At 68.4% G+C, this 19,423-nt stretch carries 18 protein-coding genes; 8 read left to right on the top strand and 10 right to left on the bottom strand.

All coding sequences use genetic code 11. The features are described from left to right. Window positions 1-63: 63 nt before the first annotated feature. From HMPREF2886_RS30055 to HMPREF2886_RS30075, 5 genes are all read left to right on the top strand, one after another. On the top strand, window positions 64-396 hold the full coding sequence (locus tag HMPREF2886_RS30055; RefSeq protein ID WP_033976787.1) for an ElaB/YgaM/YqjD family protein: 333 nt from the start codon (window positions 64-66) through the stop codon (window positions 394-396). A gap of 59 nt (window positions 397-455) precedes the next feature. Next, complete coding sequence (locus HMPREF2886_RS30060; protein ID WP_003123080.1) at window positions 456-968, top strand: hypothetical protein; 513 nt, start codon at window positions 456-458, stop codon at window positions 966-968. A gap of 265 nt (window positions 969-1,233) precedes the next feature. Further along, window positions 1,234-1,641 carry a YybH family protein gene (locus HMPREF2886_RS30065; protein ID WP_033976788.1) on the top strand — a complete coding sequence of 136 codons (408 nt, stop codon included), beginning with the start codon at window positions 1,234-1,236 and terminating at the stop codon, window positions 1,639-1,641. Further along, window positions 1,638-3,185 carry a threonine ammonia-lyase, biosynthetic gene (gene ilvA, locus HMPREF2886_RS30070; protein ID WP_071575226.1) on the top strand — a complete coding sequence of 516 codons (1,548 nt, stop codon included), beginning with the start codon at window positions 1,638-1,640 and terminating at the stop codon, window positions 3,183-3,185. The genes HMPREF2886_RS30065 and ilvA overlap by 4 nt, the downstream gene beginning before the upstream one ends. An 86-nt stretch (window positions 3,186-3,271) precedes the next feature. Further along, window positions 3,272-5,200, top strand: coding sequence for a DNA/RNA non-specific endonuclease (locus HMPREF2886_RS30075; RefSeq protein WP_058173081.1), 1,929 nt, complete (start codon window positions 3,272-3,274; stop codon window positions 5,198-5,200). 3 nt (window positions 5,201-5,203) lie between these two features. Here the strand turns inward: HMPREF2886_RS30075 and HMPREF2886_RS30080 are convergent, their stop codons facing one another. Continuing rightward, entirely contained in the window at window positions 5,204-6,112 is a 909-nt protein-coding gene (locus tag HMPREF2886_RS30080) for a LysR family transcriptional regulator (protein WP_003109254.1), read from the bottom strand. A gap of 84 nt (window positions 6,113-6,196) precedes the next feature. Here HMPREF2886_RS30080 and HMPREF2886_RS30085 point away from each other — a divergent pair, with 84 nt between their 5' ends. Further along, the gene (locus HMPREF2886_RS30085) at window positions 6,197-6,628 is read left to right on the top strand and encodes a GlcG/HbpS family heme-binding protein (protein WP_073649503.1); all 432 of its coding nucleotides are present in this window, start codon (window positions 6,197-6,199) and stop codon (window positions 6,626-6,628) included. A gap of 5 nt (window positions 6,629-6,633) precedes the next feature. Then, a complete protein-coding gene (locus HMPREF2886_RS30090) occupies window positions 6,634-7,413 on the top strand; it encodes an SDR family oxidoreductase (protein ID WP_070748957.1) in 780 nt (259 codons plus the stop codon). 52 nt (window positions 7,414-7,465) lie between these two features. Here HMPREF2886_RS30090 and HMPREF2886_RS30095 read toward each other — a convergent pair whose 3' ends face one another. Then, the gene (locus HMPREF2886_RS30095; protein WP_033969011.1) at window positions 7,466-9,013 is read right to left on the bottom strand and encodes a TerC family protein; all 1,548 of its coding nucleotides are present in this window, start codon (window positions 9,011-9,013) and stop codon (window positions 7,466-7,468) included. A gap of 295 nt (window positions 9,014-9,308) precedes the next feature. On the opposite strand from HMPREF2886_RS30095, the gene HMPREF2886_RS30100 reads away from it, so the two are divergent. Beyond that, window positions 9,309-9,932, top strand: coding sequence for a class I SAM-dependent DNA methyltransferase (locus tag HMPREF2886_RS30100; protein ID WP_033969010.1), 624 nt, complete (start codon window positions 9,309-9,311; stop codon window positions 9,930-9,932). Between the two features lie 5 nt (window positions 9,933-9,937). Here HMPREF2886_RS30100 and HMPREF2886_RS30105 read toward each other — a convergent pair whose 3' ends face one another. The 8 genes from HMPREF2886_RS30105 to HMPREF2886_RS30140 all read right to left on the bottom strand — a co-directional run bounded on the left by HMPREF2886_RS30105 (window position 9,938) and on the right by HMPREF2886_RS30140 (window position 19,379). Further along, window positions 9,938-10,144 (bottom strand): hypothetical protein, encoded by a 207-nt coding sequence (locus HMPREF2886_RS30105; RefSeq protein WP_033969009.1) that lies wholly within the window; start codon window positions 10,142-10,144, stop codon window positions 9,938-9,940. Between the two features lie 201 nt (window positions 10,145-10,345). Continuing rightward, a complete protein-coding gene (locus HMPREF2886_RS30110) occupies window positions 10,346-11,452 on the bottom strand; it encodes an alkene reductase (protein ID WP_033969008.1) in 1,107 nt (368 codons plus the stop codon). Window positions 11,453-11,667: 215 nt separating this feature from the next. Continuing rightward, window positions 11,668-12,651, bottom strand: a complete 984-nt coding sequence (locus tag HMPREF2886_RS30115) for a zinc-binding dehydrogenase (RefSeq protein WP_033976791.1) — start codon at window positions 12,649-12,651, stop codon at window positions 11,668-11,670. Further along, window positions 12,641-13,573 carry a TIGR03571 family LLM class oxidoreductase gene (locus tag HMPREF2886_RS30120; protein ID WP_033976792.1) on the bottom strand — a complete coding sequence of 311 codons (933 nt, stop codon included), beginning with the start codon at window positions 13,571-13,573 and terminating at the stop codon, window positions 12,641-12,643. The genes HMPREF2886_RS30115 and HMPREF2886_RS30120 overlap by 11 nt, the downstream gene beginning before the upstream one ends. A gap of 48 nt (window positions 13,574-13,621) precedes the next feature. Continuing rightward, on the bottom strand, window positions 13,622-14,821 hold the full coding sequence (locus HMPREF2886_RS30125; protein WP_070748959.1) for an MFS transporter: 1,200 nt from the start codon (window positions 14,819-14,821) through the stop codon (window positions 13,622-13,624). Window positions 14,822-14,971: 150 nt separating this feature from the next. Continuing rightward, entirely contained in the window at window positions 14,972-16,297 is a 1,326-nt protein-coding gene (locus tag HMPREF2886_RS30130) for a two-component response regulator AauR (RefSeq protein ID WP_042165829.1), read from the bottom strand. Further along, window positions 16,294-18,195 (bottom strand): sensor histidine kinase, encoded by a 1,902-nt coding sequence (locus HMPREF2886_RS30135; protein WP_070748961.1) that lies wholly within the window; start codon window positions 18,193-18,195, stop codon window positions 16,294-16,296. The genes HMPREF2886_RS30130 and HMPREF2886_RS30135 overlap by 4 nt, the downstream gene beginning before the upstream one ends. 95 nt (window positions 18,196-18,290) lie before the next feature. Further along, on the bottom strand, window positions 18,291-19,379 hold the full coding sequence (locus HMPREF2886_RS30140) for an asparaginase (protein WP_003104093.1): 1,089 nt from the start codon (window positions 19,377-19,379) through the stop codon (window positions 18,291-18,293). Between the last annotated feature and the right edge of the window lie 44 nt (window positions 19,380-19,423).

Raw genomic sequence — 19,423 nt, forward strand, 5'->3', positions numbered from 1 at the left:
GAACTTTTTCATTGCGCCGCCAATCAACTCCTATGCACGTCATTTTTCAGGGAGCCTTTTCAGATGGCACGCAAGAACGCAGTGAAAGACAACCTCGAGCAGATCCAGCACCAGAGCTACAGCGAGCTGCAGGAACTGCTCTCCGAAGCCAACAGCATGCTCGCCGACAGCGCCGCCTTCGCCGGCGACAAGGCCGATAGCGCCCGTGCGCGGATCGGCGCGCTGCTGGAGAAGGCCAACGATGCCCTCGGCAAGGGCGGTAGCGCCGTGGCCGAACGCAGCCGCCACGCGGTGGATGCGACGGAAAGCTACATCGGCGCCAATCCCTGGCAGACGGTGGCGATCACCACCACGGTGGGCCTGCTCGCCGGCTTCCTGCTCGGTCGCCGCTCCTGAGCGCGAGGCCGGTGCCGCACAACGGACTCGTTACCTTCGCTTGAAAAAAGGAATTACCCATGCTTTCGATCAAGAAGAACCTCGGCCTCCTGGCCATGACCGCGGCCCTGGCGGCCTGCGCCTCCAATCCCAACGACCTGCCGGATTTCCCGGAGCATGAATACGCGGCGACCCAGCAGGTGGGCGAGGGCGTGATCAACGGCGACCTGTACCTGACCAGTGCGTCGGGTGCGATCCAGAAGGGGACCAACACCAAGGTCACCCTGGAGCCGGCGACCAGCTACATGAAGGCCTACTACGCGAAGTTCGGCAACCTCGATGCCGCCAAGCGTGATCCCGACGTGCAACCGCCGGTGCTCGACCCGCGACGCGCCACCTACGTGCGCGAGGCGACCACCGACCAGAACGGTCGCTTCGACTTCGACCACATCCCCAACGGCACCTACTACATTTCCAGCGAACTGACCTGGAGCGCCCAGAGCGATGGCAAGACCATCACCGAGGGCGGCACGGTCACCAAGCTGGTGACCGTAAGCGGCTCGCAGCCGCAGAAGGTGCTGCTGACCCGCTGATCTCCGGCGGCTCTCGGCCAAAACGGCAAGCCCCTGCCATCGCGGCAGGGGCTTTTTCGTGCCGGCAAGGCCGGATCGCTTGACAGCCAACCGGCCTGCGCCGTAGTTTCGATACCCATGACCTTCGCGACCCTGCTTACCCGCCGCAGCATTATTACCGCCATTCCAGCTATGGCGGGTTAGCCAGCGTCCACTCCGAACCCGCCCTCGAGGCGGGTTCTTCGTTCTGTCTCCTGGGCCAAAACCACCGAACCGGGAGAACAGCATGCAGCACCAGACCCTCCAGAACCTCGTTGGCCGGGCCGACGCCCTGATCAATGCCGGGCAGTTCGATGCCCTGATGGATTTCTATTGCGACGACGCCACCCTGGTGGTCAAGCCGGGCCTCAACGCCTGCGGCAAGGTGCAGATCCGCCAGGCGTTCGACGCCATCGCCCTGCACTTCGAGCACAGCCTGCGAGTACGCCAGCACGACCTGCGGGTGATCGAGGCGGGAGATACGGCGCTGGTCATGGCCGAGGCGGTGATCGAGTCGAGGGCCGGCCGCCTGCAACGGCGGGCCACCTACGTGTTCCGCCAGGAGCCCGGTGGCCAGTGGCGCTGCGCGGTGGACAATTCCTACGGCACCGACCTGCTGGCCTCGGTGGCGGCGAGCGCGGAGGCCGGCCGATGAGCGCCTCGACCCTCAGCGCAAGCAAACCCCTGCTCGCCGGCTACGTGGAAAGCATCCTGGCCGCGCCGGTGTACGACGTCGCCGTGGAAACCCCCTTGCAGGTCGCGCCGCAGTTGTCCCAGCGCCTGGGTAACCGGGTGCTGCTCAAGCGCGAGGACCTGCAGCCGGTGTTCTCCTTCAAGATCCGCGGCGCCTATACCCGTGTCGCGCGCCTGAGCGACGAGCAGAAGGCCCGCGGGGTGATCACCGCCTCCGCCGGCAACCATGCCCAGGGCCTGGCCCTGGCGGCGCAGCGCCTGGGCGTGCGGGCGGTGATCGTGATGCCGCGCACCACTCCCGAACTCAAGGTCAAGGGCGTGCTGGCGCGCGGCGGCGAGGCGTTGCTGCACGGCGACGCCTTCCCCGATGCGCTGGCCCATGCCCTGCAACTGGCCGAGCGCGAAGGCATGACCTTCGTCCCGCCCTACGACGATCCGGACGTGATCGCCGGACAGGGCACGGTGGCCATGGAGATCCTCCGCCAGCACAGCGGCCGCCTCGACGCGATCTTCGTGCCGGTCGGCGGCGGCAGCCTGATCGCCGGGATCGCCGCCTACGTCAAGCACCTGCGTCCGGATATCCGGGTGATCGGCGTCGAGCCGGAGGATTCCAACTGCCTGCAGGCGGCGCTGGCCGCCGGCGAACGGGTGGTGCTGGGCCAGGTCGGGCTGTTCGCCGACGGGGTGGCGGTGGCGCAGATCGGCGCTTGCAACTTCGAGGTCTGCAAGGACCATGTCGACGAGGTGATCACCGTCGGCAGCGACGAAATCTGCGCGGCAATCAAGGACATCTACGACGACACCCGTTCGATCACCGAGCCGGCCGGCGCCCTGGCCGTAGCGGGGATCAAGAAGTACGTAGCCCGCGAACGCACCGAGGGGCAGACCCTGGTGGCCATCGACTCCGGTGCCAACATCAACTTCGACCGCCTGCGCCACGTTGCCGAGCGCGCCGAACTGGGCGAACAGCGCGAAGCGATCATCGCCGTCACCGTGGCCGAGCGGCCGGGCAGCTTCAAGGCCTTCTGCGCGGCGCTGGGCCGGCGCCAGATCACCGAGTTCAACTACCGCTACCACAGCGACCGCCAGGCCCACCTGTTCGTCGGCGTGCAGACCCATCCACTCACCGACAGTCGCGCCGACCTGCTCGCCGGCCTGCGCGAGCAGGGCTTCCCGGTACTCGACCTGACCGACAACGAGATGGCCAAGCTGCACATCCGCCACATGGTCGGCGGCCACGGTACCGAGGTGCGCCGCGAGCGGCTGTTCCGCTTCGAGTTTCCCGAACGCCCCGGGGCCTTGCTGAACTTCCTCGACAAGCTCGGCTCGCGCTGGAACATCAGCCTGTTCCACTACCGCAACCACGGCGCCGCCGACGGTCGGGTGCTGGCCGGGCTACAGGTGCCGGACGAGGAGCGCGGCGAGCTGGAGGCGGTGTTGCAAGCCATCGGCTATCCGTACTGGGAGGAAACCCACAACCCGGCCTACCGGCTGTTCGCCGGTTGAGCGGCGCTCCGCCAGCGGGACATGGCCCTGTCATGTCCCTCGGCTAGACTCCTGCCAGGGATATCCGCCCAGCGAGGGACATGGCCATGCGCAAGCGCAACCCCCGGCGGGCCACGCCGGAAGAACTGCGGGTCTGCTCGGTACTGAAGGAAAAGGGCACCCGCGAGGAGCTCGCCCACCTCGCCGCCCGCGGTGAATGGAGCAACGTGCCGGCGTACAACGCCAGCCGCGAGCAGATCGCCGACCACCTGGGCAAGAGCGTGTCGCCGGAATCCGACGCCTCGTTCTTCGACTCGCGGCGCTTCAGCGAGGCGATCGTCCTGCTCAAGAGCCGGCCGGTGCTGCTGGTGAAGAACGGTATCTTCGACGAAGCGCCGCTGGCCGGCCTGGAGCAGCGCCTGAAGAAGCATCGCGCCGCGCTGGCCACGCCGATCCGCTCGGTCGGCCGCCTGGAACTGATCGACCACGACAGCATGGACTGGTGCGGTACCGGCTGGCGCATCGAGGACGACCTGATCGTCACCAACCGGCATGTCGCCAGCCTGTTCGCCGAACGCCAGGGCAGCCTGTTCCGCTTCCGTCTCAACCAGGCCGGCAAGCAGGTGCGCACCCGCGTGGACTTCCGCGAGGAATACCGCCAGCCGGAAAGCGACGAGCATGGGATCGCGCGGGTCCTGTGGATCGCCCCGGACGTCTCCGAGGCGCCGGACATGGCGATCCTCCAGGTAGTGAAGGGCGACCTGCTGCCGCCGCCGCTGGTCCTCGCGCGCCAGGATGCCGAGCCGCGCCAGGCGGTGGCGGTGGTCGGCTATCCGGCGCGCGACAGCCGCAACGACGCCGGGGCGATGGAAGATATCTTCGGCAACATCTACGACGTCAAGCGCTTCGCTCCCGGCGAAGTCGTTGGATTGCCCCATGATGCCTGGTACCTGACCCACGACTGCTCGACCCTGGGCGGCAATTCCGGCTCGGCGGTGCTTTCGATCGACGGCGGCGAGGTGGTCGGCCTGCATTTCGGCGGCCAGTTCCGCAAGACCAACTATGCGGTGAAGGCCAGCGTGATCCGCAGCCTGCTGGCGCGTCGCGCCTGGGTGCCGGTGGCCGGGGCGGAGCTGAAGCGCGGCGCGCCGCGCTTCCAGGAAAAGCAGCGCAGCGTCGCCGACCTGGCCGAGCGCAAGGGCTTCGACGAGGCCTTCCTCGGGCCGAAGGCGGCCTTGCCCAAGCCGGGCAAGAGCCACCAGGTGCTGCCGGTGGGCAAGGGCACGCGCCTGGACTACCTGCATTTCTCGGTGGTGATGAGCGCCAGCCGGCGCTTGCCGATCCTCACCGCGGTGAATATCGACGGCGCGCTCAAGCGTTCGCTCAAGCGCAAGGATTCCTGGGGCTTCGACCCGCGCATCGAAGCGGCCGCGCAGGTCGGACACAAGGACTTCTACGGCCCGGCTTCGTTCGACAAGGGCCACATGGTGCGTCGCGAGGATCCCGGCTGGGGCGACAGCGATGCCGTCGCCCGGCAGGCCGAGGACGACACCTTCGTCTACACCAACGCGGTGCCCCAGGTGGCGCAGCTCAACCAGCGCAGCTGGCTGTCGCTGGAGGACTACGTGCTGCAGAACGCCAGGAGCGAGGGCTTCCGCATCTCGGTATTCACCGGCCCGGTGTTCCGCGACGACGATCCGCTCTACCAGGGCGTGCAGGTGCCGCTGGAGTTCTGGAAGGTGGTGGCGATGATCGACGCCGACAGCGGCGAACTGGGAGTGTCCGCCTACCTGCTGGGGCAGGAAGGGATGATGCCCAGCGAAGGCTTCCGCTACGGTGCGTTCAAGACCTACCAGGTGCCATTGGCGAAGGTCGAGGCCAGCGCCGACCTGCGTTTCTCCAGCGCCCTGCGCAAGGCCGACGTGCTCGCCGGCACGCCGCTGGAGGAGGCGCTGGAAAGCGGACGCTTCATCGAGATCGACGGGCCGGACGACCTCCTGCTGAGCCGGCCGGGACCGGCCGGCAAGGGCCGCTGAGGTTCAGGCCGGCTGCCGCCACTCGCGTAGCAGTTCGATGAAGGCGCGCAGCTTGGCCGGTACGTGGCGGCGGTTCAGGTAATACAGCCACATCGGCGGCAGCGGCAGGCAACTGCCAGGCAGCACTTCCACCAGGCGCCCGGCGGCGAGGTCCGCGGCGACCCGCTCGCGGATGAATGCCTGGGCGATCCCGGCTCCGGCGCGGGCCGCCTCGATGATCGCCTCGGTGTCGGTGCTGACGAAGCGTGCCGGCAGGTCCACTTCCAGTTCCCGCCCGTCTTCCCGCAGGCGCCACTTGTGCAGGCGGCCGCTGCGCGGGAAACGGAAGCGCACGGCGGCATGTCCATCGAGGTCGGCGACGCTGGCCGGCGTACCGTGCTCGGCGAGGTAGGCCGGAGTGGCCACCAGCAGGCACGCCAGCGGCGCTGTCAGTTGCACCCCGACCATGCCCGGCTGCAGGGCGTCGGCCAGGCGGATGCCGGCATCCAGTCGTTCCCTGACGATATCCACCAACTGGTCCTCGTAGCGAATCTCCAGTTGCACCTTCGGGTAGCGTCGCACGAACTCGTTGAGCATCGGTGCGATCACCAGATTCTTCGCCAGGTGCAGGGCGCTGATGCGCAGCTGCCCGGAGGGTTCCGCGAGGCTTTCGCCGAGCGCTTCGCGGGCGCGCACCAGGTCGCGGTAGGGCTGCTCGGTCTGTTCGTGGTAGCGCTGCCCGGCCTCGCTCAGGCTGACCCCGCGGGTGGTGCGGTGGAACAGCTTGAGACGCAGCTCGGCTTCCAGTTGGTTGATCGCCTGGCTCACCGCCGCCGGCGTCACCCCGAGCAGGGCGGCGGCGCGGGTGAAGCTGCCGGTGTCGGCGACCTGCCTGAAGACGTGCAGGCCGGCGAGGGGATCGCGTCGATTCATTGTTAGAAAAACTTGAAAGTCTACGTAGGAGAAGGCCGGTTCTGTTAAAGCTTCGACCTTTCTAGACTGGCCCGCAAGCACTCGATGAGGACGCCTGCCATGGCTACCCACCTGTCTCTGCAACATGCCCAACACTGCATCGCGGCGGCCATTGCCGAAGCGCAGCGGCAGCGCCTGGCGGTCTGCGTCGCGGTGGTCGACGCCCACGCCAACCTGCTGGCGTTCGTACGGATGGACGACAGCGTTCCCGGCGCCATCGACCTGGCCCAGCGCAAGGCGCGCAGTGCCGCGCTGTTCCGCCTGCCCAGCGGCGAGCTGGGCCGACTCGCCGGGCCGGGCCAGCCGTTGTGGAGCATCGAGCAGAGCAACGGCGGGCTGGCCTGCTTCGCCGGCGGCATGCCGCTGGGCGATGCCGGCGGTTCCTGCCTGGGCGGCGTCGGCGTCTCCGGCGCCAGCGCAGCCCAGGACCAATCCATCGCCGAGGCCGCCGTGGCCATGGCAACAATCCAGAGGTAATCGAGATGAAACAGAAGCGAATCCTGGTGACCGGGGCCGGCAGCGGCTTCGGTCGGGAAGTGGCGTTGCGCCTGGCCGCCCGCGGCCATCGGACGATCGCCGGAGTGCGCGGCGCCGGGCAGGCCGCCGACCTGCGCGAAGAGGCCGGGCGGCGGGGCGTCCCGTTGCGGGTGGAAACCCTCGACATCACCGTCGCCGCCGATCGCGAACGCGCCTGGGAATGGGATATCGACGTGCTGCTGAACAACGCCGGCAGCGCCGAGGCCGGGGCCAGCGCGGAGATCCCGCTGGAACTGGTGCGCGCGCTGTTCGAGACCAACGTGTTCGCCAACCTGGAACTGACCCAGGGTTTCGTCCGGCGCATGGTCGAGCAGAAGCGTGGCGGCAAGGTGCTCTTCGTGTCGTCCATCGCCGGCCTGATCACCGGTCCCTATACCGGCCCCTACTGCGCCTCCAAGCATGCCCTGGAGGCCTTCGCCGAGGCCCTGCATGCCGAGCTGAAGCCGTTCGGCATCCAGGTCGGCACCATCAATCCCGGCCCGTACCAGACCGGCTTCAACGATCGCATGATGGAAACCTGGAAACTCTGGTACGACCCGCAGCGTCACTTCACCGACCACAGCGGCGTGCGCTTTCCCTTCGAGCAGTACGATCCGGAGGAAATGATCGCGCGGATGGTCGAGCTGGCCGAGGCCGACGAAGGCCCGTTCCGCACCCTGTTGCCGGAAGCTTTCGTCGAGGTGGTGAAGGACGAGCAGGCGCAGGCCTGGCAGCGCCGCCTGTAGCGGTCTGCCGCTGCGCCGGGGAGGGCGGCGGCCGGATCGGCCGCCGCCTCGCTCAGCCCCTGCGCAGCAGGACCCGGGTCACCCGGCGTTCTTCCACTTCCACCACCCGCAGTTCCCAGTCCTGCCACTGCAGGCGGTCGCCGATCACCGGCAGGCGGTCGAGCAGGCTCATCACCAGCCCGGCGAGGGTCTGGTAGTCCTCCGTGGCGCGCGCGTCGAACCCCACGCGTCGACGCACCTGGCTGAGGTTCATGGCACCGCTGACCAGATAGCCGTCGTTCTCCTCGACCACGTCCGGACCGTCGATCTCGCTGGCGTCGGGCAGCTCGCCGGCGATGGATTCGAGAATGTCGGTCAGGGTCAGCAGGCCGATGAATTCGCCGAACTCGTTGACCACGAAGGCCACGTGGGTCGAGGCCTCGCGCATCTGCTCCAGGGCATTGAGGATCGAACAGTCCTGCAACAGGTTCAGCGGCTGGCGGGCCAGGCTTTCCAGGTCCGGCTGGGCGCCGGCGAGCAGCTCCTTGAGCAGTTCCTTCTTGTGCACGTAGCCCAGCGGCTCCTCGACGCGCCCGTCGCGCACCAGCGGCAGGCGCGAGTAGGACGATTCGAGCAGCGCCGCGCGGATCGCCTCGCGGCCGCTGTCGAGGTCGATGCAGTCGACCTCGGCGCGTACCGTCATCAGGCTGCGGATGGGCTTCTCGGCCAATTGCAGCACGCCGCTGATCATCACCCGCTCGCGGCGGTCGAAGACCACCTGGTCGTCGCCTTCCTCGAACAGGTCGGCGACTTCCTCGCCGACCTCGTCGGCCTCCAGGCGCTGGCCGCCGAGCAGGCGCAGCACCGCATGGGCGGTACGCGCGCGCAGCGGGCGGTGGCCCTGCAGGCTCTTCTTGCGGCGCTTGCGGGCGACCTGGTTGAACACCTCGATGAGGATCGAGAAGCCGATGGCCGCGTACAGGTAGCCTTTCGGGATGTGGAAGCCCAGGCCCTCGGCGGTCAGGCTGAAGCCGATCATCATCAGGAAGCCCAGGCACAGCATGATCACCGTCGGGTGACGGTTGACGAAGCGGGTCAGCGGCTTGCTGGCGACGATCATCAGGCCGATGGAGACGATCACCGCGATCATCATCACTTCCAGGTGCTCGACCATGCCCACCGCGGTGATCACCGCGTCGAGCGAGAACACCGCGTCGAGCACCACGATCTGCGCGACGATCGGCCAGAACAGCGCGTAGGTCCTGTTGCCGGCGTGCTGGGCGACGTGGCCCTCGAGGCGCTCGTGCAGCTCCATGGTGGCCTTGAACAGCAGGAACACGCCACCGAACAGCATGATCAGGTCGCGGCCGGAGAAGCTCTTGCCGAACACCTCGAACAGCGGTTCGGTGAGGGTCACCATCCACGAGATGCTCGCCAGCAGGCCGAGACGCATCAATAGCGCCAGCGACAGGCCGAGGATCCGGGCGCGGTCGCGCAGGTGCGGCGGCAGCTTGTCGGCGAGGATCGCGATGAACACCAGGTTATCGATGCCGAGGACGATCTCCAGCACGATGAGGGTCGCCAGGCCGAGCCAGGCGGTGGGGTCGGCTATCCACTCCATGGGCGCTTACCTCGCGGCCCGGCTGGGGCGGCCGGCGAAGTGGGGGAAGGTCGAGGCGAGCTGTCCGGCATCGGCCGGCAACGCCGGGCGCAGGGAAAGACGGTGAAGCGGGGAGGGCTGTCCGGAAGGACGACTGGGGGGCTCCGAAAGGGTGGTCATGATGGCCATTGAGAGTCAAAGGGAAGTCGATCCTACTGTGTCGCGGGCCCTCGCCACAGCGGGAAACTATTACAAAACCTTAGGCGAAACCCGTGCCGGCGCTAGACTGGGCGGAACCCCGCCACTGCGAGCAGACATGAGCACCGAGGATTTCGACGCGATCACCACCGCCACCCTGGCCGACTACCAGCGCAACGCCGAAGGCTTCCGCGAGGGCACCCGCGGCCATGACGTGAGCCAGAACGTCGAGGCGCTGCTGCGCCATATCGACGGGCCGCCGCCGTACCGGATCCTCGATTTCGGCTGCGGTCCGGGCCGCGACCTGGCCACCTTCCGCCGCCTCGGCCACCAGCCGGTGGGCCTCGAAGGCACGCCGCGCTTCGTCGAGATGGCCAGGGCCGACAGCGGTTGCGAGGTCTGGCAGCAGAACTTCCTGGCGCTGCGACTGCCGGCCGGGCACTTCGATGGCATCTTCGCCAACGCGAGCCTGTTCCATGTGCCCGGCAGCGCCCTGCCGCGGGTGCTCGGCGAACTCTTCGAAGCGCTGCGACCGGGCGGCGTGCTGTTCAGCTCCAATCCACGCGGCGACAACCGCGAGGGCTGGAATGGCCAGCGTTACGGTGTCTATCACGACTATCCGGAATGGAAACGCCTGCTGGAGAACGCCGGTTTCCTCGAACTGGAGCATTACTACCGGCCGGCGGGGCTACCGCGCGAGCGGCAGCCCTGGCTGGCGAGCGTCTGGCGGCGCCCCGTCTGAAGGCGCTACAGGGTCTGCCGGTGCGGTGTGCCGAGCACGCTGCGATATTGGTCAAGGCGCTTCGGCGAGAGGTTACTGCGCTCCAGGCTGTCGAGCGCGTAGGACTTGATTTCGGCGTCGCTGTAGGGGCGCTCGCCGCTGCGCGGCGGGTTGGCGCAGCCGGCCAGGACGATCAGGCAGGCGGCCAGGGGAACGATCAGGGACTTGCTCATGACGGATTCCTCGGAATTTTCCTCAATGCTATCGGTGGTCCCCCCTGTCCAGGAAATCAGGCCTATTAATAATGAATATCTGGCGATTTGAGTCTAGGCCCCGCCATACGAGGGTTCTAGTCGACCAAAGGCCAGGTTGTGGCGGTATGTTTCACCGACCGGGCGCGCGTTGGTGCGCCCGGTCGGTGGCTTTTTTCCGTTTCAGGATTTTGACAGGCTTGGGTAATCGGTGTAGCCGGCTGCGCCGCCGCCGAAGTAGGTCGCACGATCGCCGCTGGCCAGCGCCAGATCGTGCTCCAGGCGGTAGGGCAGGTCAGGGTTGGCGATGAACGGCCGGCCGAAGCCGATCAGGTCGGCCCAGCCCCTGGCCAGGGCTTCCTCGGCGCGCGCCTTGGTGTACAGGCCGGAGTAGATCAGGCTGCCACGGTAGACGATGCGCAACGCCTCCTTGAATGCCGCCGGCATTGCCGGGGCGTCTTCCCAGTCGGCCTCGGCGATGTGGATGTAGGCCACGCCGATCTCGTCCAGTAGCCGCGCCGCGGCCAGGTAGGTGGCTTGCGGAGTGTCGTCGACCGCGCCCTGCAGGGTGGTCAGTGGCGCCAGGCGCACGCCGATGCGCTCCCTGCCGACCACCGCGGTGACCGCCTCGGCGACTTCGCGGAGGAAGCGCAGGCGGTTCTCCAGCGAGCCGCCGTACTGGTCGTTGCGCGCATTGGCCTGGGAGTCGATGAACTGGTTGATCAGGTAGCCGTTGGCGCCGTGCAACTCGACCCCGTCGAAGCCGGCGTCGAGGGCGTTGCGTGCGGCCTGGGCATAGTCGGCGACGATCTCCCGGATTTCCTCCACGGTCAGCGCGCGCGGCGCCGAGTGCTGGACCATCTCGCCGCCGCCGGCCTGCGACCCGCGGCCCTGGGGATCGACGAAGACCTTCACGCCTTCGGCCACCAGCGCCGAGGAGGACACCGGGGCGGCGTTGCCCGGTTGCAGCGAGGTGTGCGAGACCCTGCCGACGTGCCAGAGCTGGGCGAAGATGCGCCCGCCGGCGGCGTGCACCGCGTCGGTGACCTGGCGCCAGCCGGCGACCTGCTCGGCGCTGTGGATGCCCGGTGTCCAGGCGTAGCCCTGGCCCTGCCGGCTGATCTGGGTGCCTTCGGAAACGATCAGGCCGGCGCCGGCGCGCTGGCTGTAGTACTCGGCCATCAGCGCGGTGGCGACTTCGCCACTGGCGGCGCGGGAACGGGTCATCGGCGGCATGACGATGCGATTGGGGAGGGCCAGTTGGCCTAGGACATAGGGGCTGAACAGCATGATGGCGATCTCGCTCGTGAGGCCGGCCGTGGCGCGGCGTGATGGAATGGATGTGAGTGCATTATTGGCGGTTCGATTCGTGCGAAAAACTGGCCTATGGGAAAATCACACTTGCGTCTATTTCATTAATCAAGGGGCGGTCCCAGCTCCGAACGCAACGACACCGGCCAGGCAGCGACTGCCTGGCCGGTGTCGTCGAACGACCTCTGGCGGCCTTACAGGCGGGCGATCCACTTGCCCTTGCGGCTGCCGTCCCGCAGTGCGCGCAGAGCCTGCGGCAAGGCCTGGAAGTCGAAGGACAGCAACGGCGGCAGGCGCAGGTCGCCGTCGCGCAGGTCGTGGAGCAGGCGGCTGGCGGCGCGGCGCAGGTCCGCGCGGTCGGCACCGCCGGCATGGCTGTGGATGCTGTTGAGAGCCACCTCGTGCTGCGAGATCGCCGTGCCGAAGGCCGGCAGCGGGGCGCTTTCCAGGCGGTCCTGGATGCAGACCAGGTGGCCGTTGTAGCCGAGCAGGGAGGCCAGGCCCGCGGCGTGCTCGCCGCTGACGGTATCGAACACGGCGAACAGCGAACGCTCACCGAGACACTGCGCCAGGGCGTCGCGCCAGTCCGCCCGGCGATAGTCGAAGACCCCGAGCACGCCCAGGCCGAGCAAGGGTTCGCGGTGTTCCGTCGCTGCCGTGGCCCAGACCCGCCAGCCACGCCGTACCGCCAGTTGCGCGAGGAACAGGCCGACCGCGCCGCCGGCGCCGACCACCAGGACGTCGCGGGAGCCGCCGCCGGGCACTTTTTCCAGCGCCTGCCAGGCGGTCAGCGCCGGGCACGGCAGTGCCGCCGCGCGGGCTTCATCGAGCCCTCCCGGCAGCGCCAGCAGGGCGTCGGCGTCGAGCAGGGTGTATTCGGCGAAGCTGCCGTCGCGGCCCAGCCACTGGTGGTAGGCGACCCGGCTGCCGAGGGCGAGGTCGCAGCCGGCGCCGGTGGCGACGACGCGCCCGACGCCGTCGACGCCCGGGACATGGTCCTGGCTCCAGGCCGCATGGCCCCACTCGACGATCTTCCAGTCCACCGGGTTGAGGGCGATGGCACGGTTGGCCACCAGTACTTCGCCGGGGCCGGGAGTGGGCAGCGGCTTGCGCAGCAGGTGCAGGCCGTCGAGGCCGGCGCCTGGGGTCCAGCCCCAGGCGAGGTAGTCATTGCTCATGGTGGAACCTCGGTAGTACGTGTTCGGATATTTCCTCGATGACTTCCGTCAGGTCGCGCTCGCAACGGCGCAAGTGCAGGCCGATGTGCTGTACCCCTGCGTCGCGCAGCGCCTGCAGCTCGTCGATCAGCGCCAGGCGGCCGCAGCGGCCGCCGAAGCGGAAGCGTTCGAGGGGCGCCTGCGGGTCGGCCAGCAGGTCGAGGTGGAAGAAGCTGACGTAGGGCTTGCCGCCGGCGACCTCGCGCCATAGCGCCACCCGCCCGCGATGTTCGTCGGGGGTGCCCGGATAGCTGAGCCAGCCGTCCATGTGCTCGCCGACCCACTGCGGCGATTGCTGGGCCAGACCGGCCACCAGCAGCGGCGGGCGCTGCGGGCGCTCCGGCAGCAGCCGCGCGCCTTCCGGCAGGCGTGCGCGGCCCTGGTCGCGGAGCAGTTCGACGCTGTTGCGGAAGGCGGCGCCGCGGCTGGCGTAGTCGACCCCGAACAGCGGGTATTCCATCGGCCGGTCGCCGCTGGCCACGCCGAGCAGCAGGCGGTCGCCGCTCAACCGGTCGATCGAACTGGCTGCCTTCAGGGTCAGCCAGGGCTGGCGCAGCGGCAGCACCACTGCGGCGGTGCCGAGCAGGATGCGTTCGGTGATGCCGGCCAGGTAGCCAAGGTAGCTGAAGGTCTCGAAGACCTGGGCGGCATCGCCGAAGGCTGGGTCGTACAGCGGCACGTCGCGCACCCAGAGGGCGCGGAATCCGCCGCGGTCGGCGAGGCGCGCGAGCTCGGCGTGGCGGGCCAGGGCGGGGACGCCGAACGGACGCGCGTCGCGTTCGCACAAGGATTGGCCGTGGCGCGACCAGTCGTTGTCCAGCGGCAGTTCGAGGCCGATGGAAAAACCCTTGTCGCCGAGCAGGCGCTGGAAACGGGGATGCATGCTGTCACTCCATGGGCCCGCCGCCTGGCGGGCCACCGTCGGGTTGTTTCAGAGGTTGCCGGTCGCCGCGCCGGCGCCTTGCGGCTGGGCGTCGCGGCGATCGAGGCGGCCGCTCAGGACGGTCAGGCCGAAGGCGGCGAACACCACCAGGGCGGCGATCCACGGCGTATGGGCCAGGCCGAGGTGGGCCACCACCAGGCCGCCGGCCCAGGAGCCGCCGGCGACGCCGAGGTTGAAGGCGGCGATGTTGAAGCCAGAGGCCACGTCCACCGCTTCCGGGGCGACCCGCTCGGCCTGCCGGACCACGTATACCTGCAGCCCGGGCACGTTGCCGAAGGCCACCGCACCCCAGGCCAGCACGGTGAGCACCAGCAGCCACGGGTTGCCGGCGGTGACGCCGAGCACCAGAAGCACCGCGGCGAGCGCCAGGAAGATGGTTTCCAGCGCCTTGACCGGTCCCCGCGCGTCGGCCAGGCGGCCGCCCCAGATGTTGCCGACGGCGACCGAGACGCCGTAGGCGAGCAGCACCACGCCGACCATGTTCGGGCTGAAGCCGGCCAGGTCCTGGAGGATCGGCGCCAGGTAGGTAAAGGCGATCAGCGAACCGCCGTAGCCCACCGCGGTCATCGCGTAGACCAGCAGCAGGCGTGGCTGCAGGAGTACGCGGGCCTGGCGCAGCAGCGGCGCCGGCGGGGTGTGGCGGATGTTGCGCGGCACGAACAGCAGGCTGCCGAGCAGGGCCACCAGGCCGAACGCGGAGACCACCAGGAAGGTGGTCCGCCAGCCGAAGTGCTGGCCGATGAAGGTGCCCAGCGGGATGCCGGTGACGAAGGCCACGGTCATGCCGCTGAACATGCTGGCGATGGCGCTGGCGGCCTTTTCCTTCGGCACCAGGCTGGTGGCGATGATCGAGCCGACCGAGAAGAACACGCCGTGGGCGAGGCCGGTGAGGATCCGTGCGACGATCAGCGCTTCATAGCTCGGCGCCTGCCAGGCGACCAGGTTGCCGGCGGTGAACAGCGCCATCAGGCCGACCAGCAGCAGCTTGCGCGGCACCCGGCCGGTGAGGGCGGTGAGCAGCGGCGCGCCGATGGCCACGCTGAGGGCGTAGAGGCTGACCAGCAGACCGGCTGACGGCAGGTCGACGCCGAGGTCGCCGGCGATGGTAGGGATCAGGCCGACGATGACGAACTCCGTCGTACCGATGGCGAAGGCGCTGAGGGTCAGCGCCAGCAGGGCGAGAGGCATGGGGTGTGCTCCGGTGGGAAGTGCGATGGTCGGCAGTATCCGTGGGAACACTCGGAAGAAAAACGCAGGGCAGGGAACAAGAATATTGATTATTAATCACGAATCTAGTCGCTACGGCCTTGTCGGGCGGGCGCGGAAGTAACGACGGCCCTATTGCAGGCCGTACTTCTTCACCTTGTCGAACAGCGTGGTCTTGGCCATGCCCAGGTCCTGGCTGGCCTGGGTCAGGTTGCCATGGTGGCGGGCCAGGGCGTCGCCCAGCAGGGCCTTCTCGAATGCCTCCACCGCTTCGGCGAAGCGCGGGCCGCCGGTCTGTACGGCCTGTCCGCCCTTGTTGAACACCGGCAGGCCGAGGGCGAAGCGTTCGGCGACGTTGCGCAATTCGCGCACGTTGCCCGGCCAGTCGTGGGCCATCAGGCTGGCCACGGTGGCACGGTCGAGTTCCGGCGCGGGGCGGTCGAAGCGCAGCGAGGACTGCTGGAGGAAGTGTTCGAAGAGCAGCAGGATGTCCTCGCGACGGTCGCGCAGCGCCGGCAGTTCCAGGCTCACCACGTTGAGCCGGTAGTAGAGGTCGCTACGGAACTGGCCGCTCTTGCCCATGGCGGCGAGGTCTGCCTTGGTCGCCGCGATCACCCGGCAGTCCACCGGGATCGACTGGTTCGAGCCGAGGCGTTCCAGGGTGTGTTCCTGCAACACCCGCAGCAGCTTGATCTGCAGGTTGACCGGCATGCTCTCGATCTCGTCGAGGAACAGTGTGCCGCCGTTGGCATGCTCGATCTTGCCGATCCGCCGCTTGTTGGCGCCGGTGAAGGCGTGCGCCTCGTGGCCGAATATCTCGCTGTCGAACAGGTTCTCCGGCAGGCCGCCGCAGTTCAGCGCGACGAAGGCATGCTGGTGGCGCCGGCTATAGTCGTGGAGGCAGCGTGCCACCAGCTCCTTGCCGGTGCCGGTCTCGCCGAGGATCAGCACGTTGGCCGAGGTGTCGCCGACGTTGGCGATCAGCTCGCGCAACGCCTGGATCGCCGGCGAGCGGCCGATGATCCGTTGCGCCAGGTCCTGGCGGCCGGCCAACTGGCGACGCAGTGCGCTGACCTCGCGGGCCAGCCCGCGCTGTTCCAGGGCGCGGCGGGCGACCTCGACCAGGCGTTCCGGAGAGAAGGGCTTCTCCATGAAGTCGTAGGCGCCGGCATGCATCGCCTGTACCGCCATGGAGATGTCGCCGTGACCGGTGATCAGCACCACCGGCAGGCTCGGGTCGAGGGCCTTGAGACGCTCCAGCAGGGTCAGGCCGTCGATGCCGGGCAGGCGGATGTCGCTGACGACGATGCCGGCGAAGTCGCGGTCGACCCGTTGCAGCGCCTCCTCGGCGCTGCCGACGCCGATGCAGGGGATGTCCTCCAGCTCCAGCGCCTGCTGGCAGCCGAGCAAGACATGCGGATCGTCTTCGACGATCAGGACGGAAAGCGACTCGTTCATCGGGCGGGACTCGCAGTCGGGGAATCGGGAACCAGGGACAGGCTCAGCTCAAAGGCGGTTCCGCCGCTTTCGGGGTGCTGCACGCTGAGGCTGCCGCCGGCGGCGGTGGCCAGGCTGGCCGAGAGGGTCAGGCCGAGGCCCAGGCCATGTTCGCCGGGCTTGGTGGTGAAGAACGGTTCGAACAGGTGGACGCGCGCCGCCGGCGGGATACCGGGGCCGTTGTCGCGCACGCGCAGGACGTAGCGCTCCTCCTCGCGCCGGCCTTCCAGCCAGAGCTGGCGGTCGGCCTGGCCGCTCATGGCGTCGAGGGCGTTTGCCAGCAGGTTGACCAGGATCTGCTCCAGGCGGGTCTGGTCGATGCCCAGGCGCACGTCGTCGAAATGCCGGTGCAGGGTCGGTGGGTCCTGCTCCAGGCGCCCGTGCAGGATCAGCAGCGCCGCGTCCACCGCCTTGGCCAGGCTGGCCTGGCCGGCGTCGTCGCTGCGCCGGGCGAAGGCGCGCAGGCTGGCGGTGATGCGGCCCATGCGGTCGACCAGTTCATTGATGGTGGCGAGGTTGGTGCTGGCGGTCTCCAGCTTGCCGCGCTGGAGGAAGCGTACGGTGTTGCCGGAGAGCGTACGCAGTGCCGCCAGCGGTTGGTTGAGTTCGTGGGCGATGCTGGTGGACATCTGCCCGATCACCGCCAGCTTGCCGGCCTGGACCAGTTCGTCCTGGGCCTTGCGCAGGGTGTCCTCGGCCTGCTGGCGCTCGTGGATCTCGGCGGTCAGGCGTGCGTTGCTGGCCAGCAGGTCGGCGGTACGTTCGGCGATCTTCACTTCCAGCTCGCCGTTGGCTCGTTGCAGCGCCTCGCGCGCGGCGAGGCGGGTGGCGAGTACCTTGCGCCGCTCGTTCCAGGCGATCAGCAGGAATGCCAGGAGGGCGAAACCGATGGCGGCCAGCATGCCGTTGCGTACCGCGTCGCGGCGCAGGTCTTCCAGCGGGCTGAGCAGGGTCAGGTTCCACGGTGTGTCGTTCAGCGCGCGGGTCTGCGCCAGGTAGGTGACCGCTTCGCCGCGCGGATGCTGCTCATCGGCGGGGAAGCTGAGCTTTTCCACACCGGCGGCCAGCGGCTCGCGCTGCAGCGGTTGCCACTCGTTCAGCGCCCACCAGTAGTACTGCATGCTGCGCGCCAGGCGCTCCTTGTCGTCGGCGCTCAGGGAGCGCACCGCCTTCAGGCGCAGGGCGGGGTTGCTGGAGAGGATGATGATGCCGTTCTCGTCGCTGACGAAGGCTTCCAGGCGCGCCTTCTCCCAGCGTTCCTCGAGGGCGTCCATCTTCACCTTGACCACCGCCACGCCGATGATCCGGCCGCCGTGGACCAGGCCGTGGGCCAGGTAGTAGCCCGGCTCGCCACGGGTGCTGCCGATGCCGTAGAAACGGCCCGGCTTGCCCTTCATCGCGTCCTGCCAGTAGGCGCGGAACGACAGGTCCTCGCCGAGGTAGCTGTCCGGGTCGCTCCAGTTGCTGGTGGCCAGGACCCGGCCGTTGGTGTCCAGCAGGTACACCGCGCGGCTGCCGGCGCGGCGATTGAGGCCTTCGAGGTAGGCGTTGACCTGGTTGCGACGGTATGGCGTCGGGTCGGTGAGCAGGTGACTGACGCTGCGCTCCAGCTCCAGCAGGCTGGGCAGGTAGGTGTACTTGCTGATCTCGCTCTCGACCGTACGCGCATGCAGCTCCAGCTGGCGTTCGCCATTCTCGGCGAGGGCACGGATGCCGGCGCTCTCGCTGACCCGGTAGCCGCCGTAGCCGAAGCCGAGCATCAGCAGGAGCAGGGGAATGGGGAGCAGCAACTGGCGGACGAGGCGGGGCTTCACGGTCAGTGACGGAGGTACGCTGCAGGGCGGGTCGGGGGATTCCATCACAGTCGTCGCGGCTAGGCCAGCCCGCCGCCACGATGGGCGGCGGAGCGGGCGGTTTTCCGGCACGGCCGGCAGGCGGCGCCGGAAGGGTTCACTCAGTATTCCCAGAAGATCCGTTGCAGCTCCTTGCTGTCCTGGGTCTTGGTCATCGCGACCGCGGCCAGGATGCGCGCCTTCTGCGGGTTCAGGTCGTGGGCGACGATCCAGTCGTTCTTGTCGTCCGGCTGCTCGGCGTTGCGCAGGACGAAGCCGCCGGCATTGACGTGCGAGGAGCGGATGATCTGCACGCCCTGCTTGCGTAGTTCCTGCAGGGTCGGCACCACGCGCGCGGGCACCGAGCCGTTGCCGGTGCCGGCATGGATGATCGCCTTGGCGCCGGCTTGGGCCAGGGCCTTGTAGGCGGTGTCGCTGACGTTGCCGTAGCTGTAGGCGATTTCCACCGGAGCCAGCGCGGAGATCTGCTTGATGTCGAACTCGGAGTTCACCGTGTGCCGCTTCACCGGTGCGCGGAACCAGTAGCTCTTGCCTTCGACCACCATGCCCAGCGGACCCCACGGGCTCTTGAACGCTTCGGTCTTGATGTTGACCATCTTGCTCGCGTCGCGGCCGGAGAGTATCTCGTCGTTCATGGTGATCAGCACGCCCTTGCCGCGTGCCGACTTGTCGCCGGCCACCGCCACGGCGTTGTACAGGTTGAGCATGCCGTCGGCGGACATCGCGGTGCCCGGGCGCATCGAGCCGACCACCACGATGGGCTTCTCGGTGTGCTCGACCAGGGTCAGGAAGTAGGCGGTCTCTTCCAGGGTGTCGGTACCGTGGGTGATCACGATGCCGTCGACGTCGTCACTATCGGCCAGCTTGGCGACGGTCTTGCCCAGTTCCAGCAGGTTCTCGTTGGTGAAGCTTTCCGAGGCGATCTGGAACACCTGTTCGCCGCGGACGTTGGCGATGTCCTTGAGCTGCGGCACGCTGGCCAGCAACTGGTCGACCGGTACCTTGGCGGCGGTGTAGGTGGCGCTGTTGGCGGCGCTGGCGCCGGCGCCGGCGATGGTGCCGCCGGTGGCCAGGATGACCACGTTGGACAGTTTCTGTTGCGGTGCGACTTCCTTGGCCTGGGCGGCCTGCGGCAGCAGGAGCATCAGGGCCATAACACCGGGGGCGAACGCGTGGAGCAATGGCTTCATGGCGATATCTCGTGTCGGTAGGTTGGTAGGGTTATCGTCGTTGC

The sequence above is a fragment of the Pseudomonas sp. HMSC066A08 genome, assembly GCF_001813025.1.
In the GTDB taxonomy this organism is placed as follows: domain Bacteria; phylum Pseudomonadota; class Gammaproteobacteria; order Pseudomonadales; family Pseudomonadaceae; genus Pseudomonas; species Pseudomonas aeruginosa.

Excerpts from the sequence above, each read along its gene's own strand:
- HMPREF2886_RS30055 (WP_033976787.1), top strand. The coding sequence starts at position 64 with ATGGCACGCAAGAACGCAGTGAAAGACAACCTCGAGCAGATCCAGCAC.
- HMPREF2886_RS30060 (WP_003123080.1), top strand. The coding sequence starts at position 456 with ATGCTTTCGATCAAGAAGAACCTCGGCCTCCTGGCCATGACCGCGGCC.
- HMPREF2886_RS30065 (WP_033976788.1), top strand. The coding sequence starts at position 1,234 with ATGCAGCACCAGACCCTCCAGAACCTCGTTGGCCGGGCCGACGCCCTG.
- ilvA (WP_071575226.1), top strand. The coding sequence starts at position 1,638 with ATGAGCGCCTCGACCCTCAGCGCAAGCAAACCCCTGCTCGCCGGCTAC.
- HMPREF2886_RS30075 (WP_058173081.1), top strand. The coding sequence starts at position 3,272 with ATGCGCAAGCGCAACCCCCGGCGGGCCACGCCGGAAGAACTGCGGGTC.
- HMPREF2886_RS30080 (WP_003109254.1), bottom strand. The coding sequence starts at position 6,112 with ATGAATCGACGCGATCCCCTCGCCGGCCTGCACGTCTTCAGGCAGGTC.
- HMPREF2886_RS30085 (WP_073649503.1), top strand. The coding sequence starts at position 6,197 with ATGAGGACGCCTGCCATGGCTACCCACCTGTCTCTGCAACATGCCCAA.
- HMPREF2886_RS30090 (WP_070748957.1), top strand. The coding sequence starts at position 6,634 with ATGAAACAGAAGCGAATCCTGGTGACCGGGGCCGGCAGCGGCTTCGGT.
- HMPREF2886_RS30095 (WP_033969011.1), bottom strand. The coding sequence starts at position 9,013 with ATGGAGTGGATAGCCGACCCCACCGCCTGGCTCGGCCTGGCGACCCTC.
- HMPREF2886_RS30100 (WP_033969010.1), top strand. The coding sequence starts at position 9,309 with ATGAGCACCGAGGATTTCGACGCGATCACCACCGCCACCCTGGCCGAC.
- HMPREF2886_RS30105 (WP_033969009.1), bottom strand. The coding sequence starts at position 10,144 with ATGAGCAAGTCCCTGATCGTTCCCCTGGCCGCCTGCCTGATCGTCCTG.
- HMPREF2886_RS30110 (WP_033969008.1), bottom strand. The coding sequence starts at position 11,452 with ATGCTGTTCAGCCCCTATGTCCTAGGCCAACTGGCCCTCCCCAATCGC.
- HMPREF2886_RS30115 (WP_033976791.1), bottom strand. The coding sequence starts at position 12,651 with ATGAGCAATGACTACCTCGCCTGGGGCTGGACCCCAGGCGCCGGCCTC.
- HMPREF2886_RS30120 (WP_033976792.1), bottom strand. The coding sequence starts at position 13,573 with ATGCATCCCCGTTTCCAGCGCCTGCTCGGCGACAAGGGTTTTTCCATC.
- HMPREF2886_RS30125 (WP_070748959.1), bottom strand. The coding sequence starts at position 14,821 with ATGCCTCTCGCCCTGCTGGCGCTGACCCTCAGCGCCTTCGCCATCGGT.
- HMPREF2886_RS30130 (WP_042165829.1), bottom strand. The coding sequence starts at position 16,297 with ATGAACGAGTCGCTTTCCGTCCTGATCGTCGAAGACGATCCGCATGTC.
- HMPREF2886_RS30135 (WP_070748961.1), bottom strand. The coding sequence starts at position 18,195 with ATGGAATCCCCCGACCCGCCCTGCAGCGTACCTCCGTCACTGACCGTG.
- HMPREF2886_RS30140 (WP_003104093.1), bottom strand. The coding sequence starts at position 19,379 with ATGAAGCCATTGCTCCACGCGTTCGCCCCCGGTGTTATGGCCCTGATG.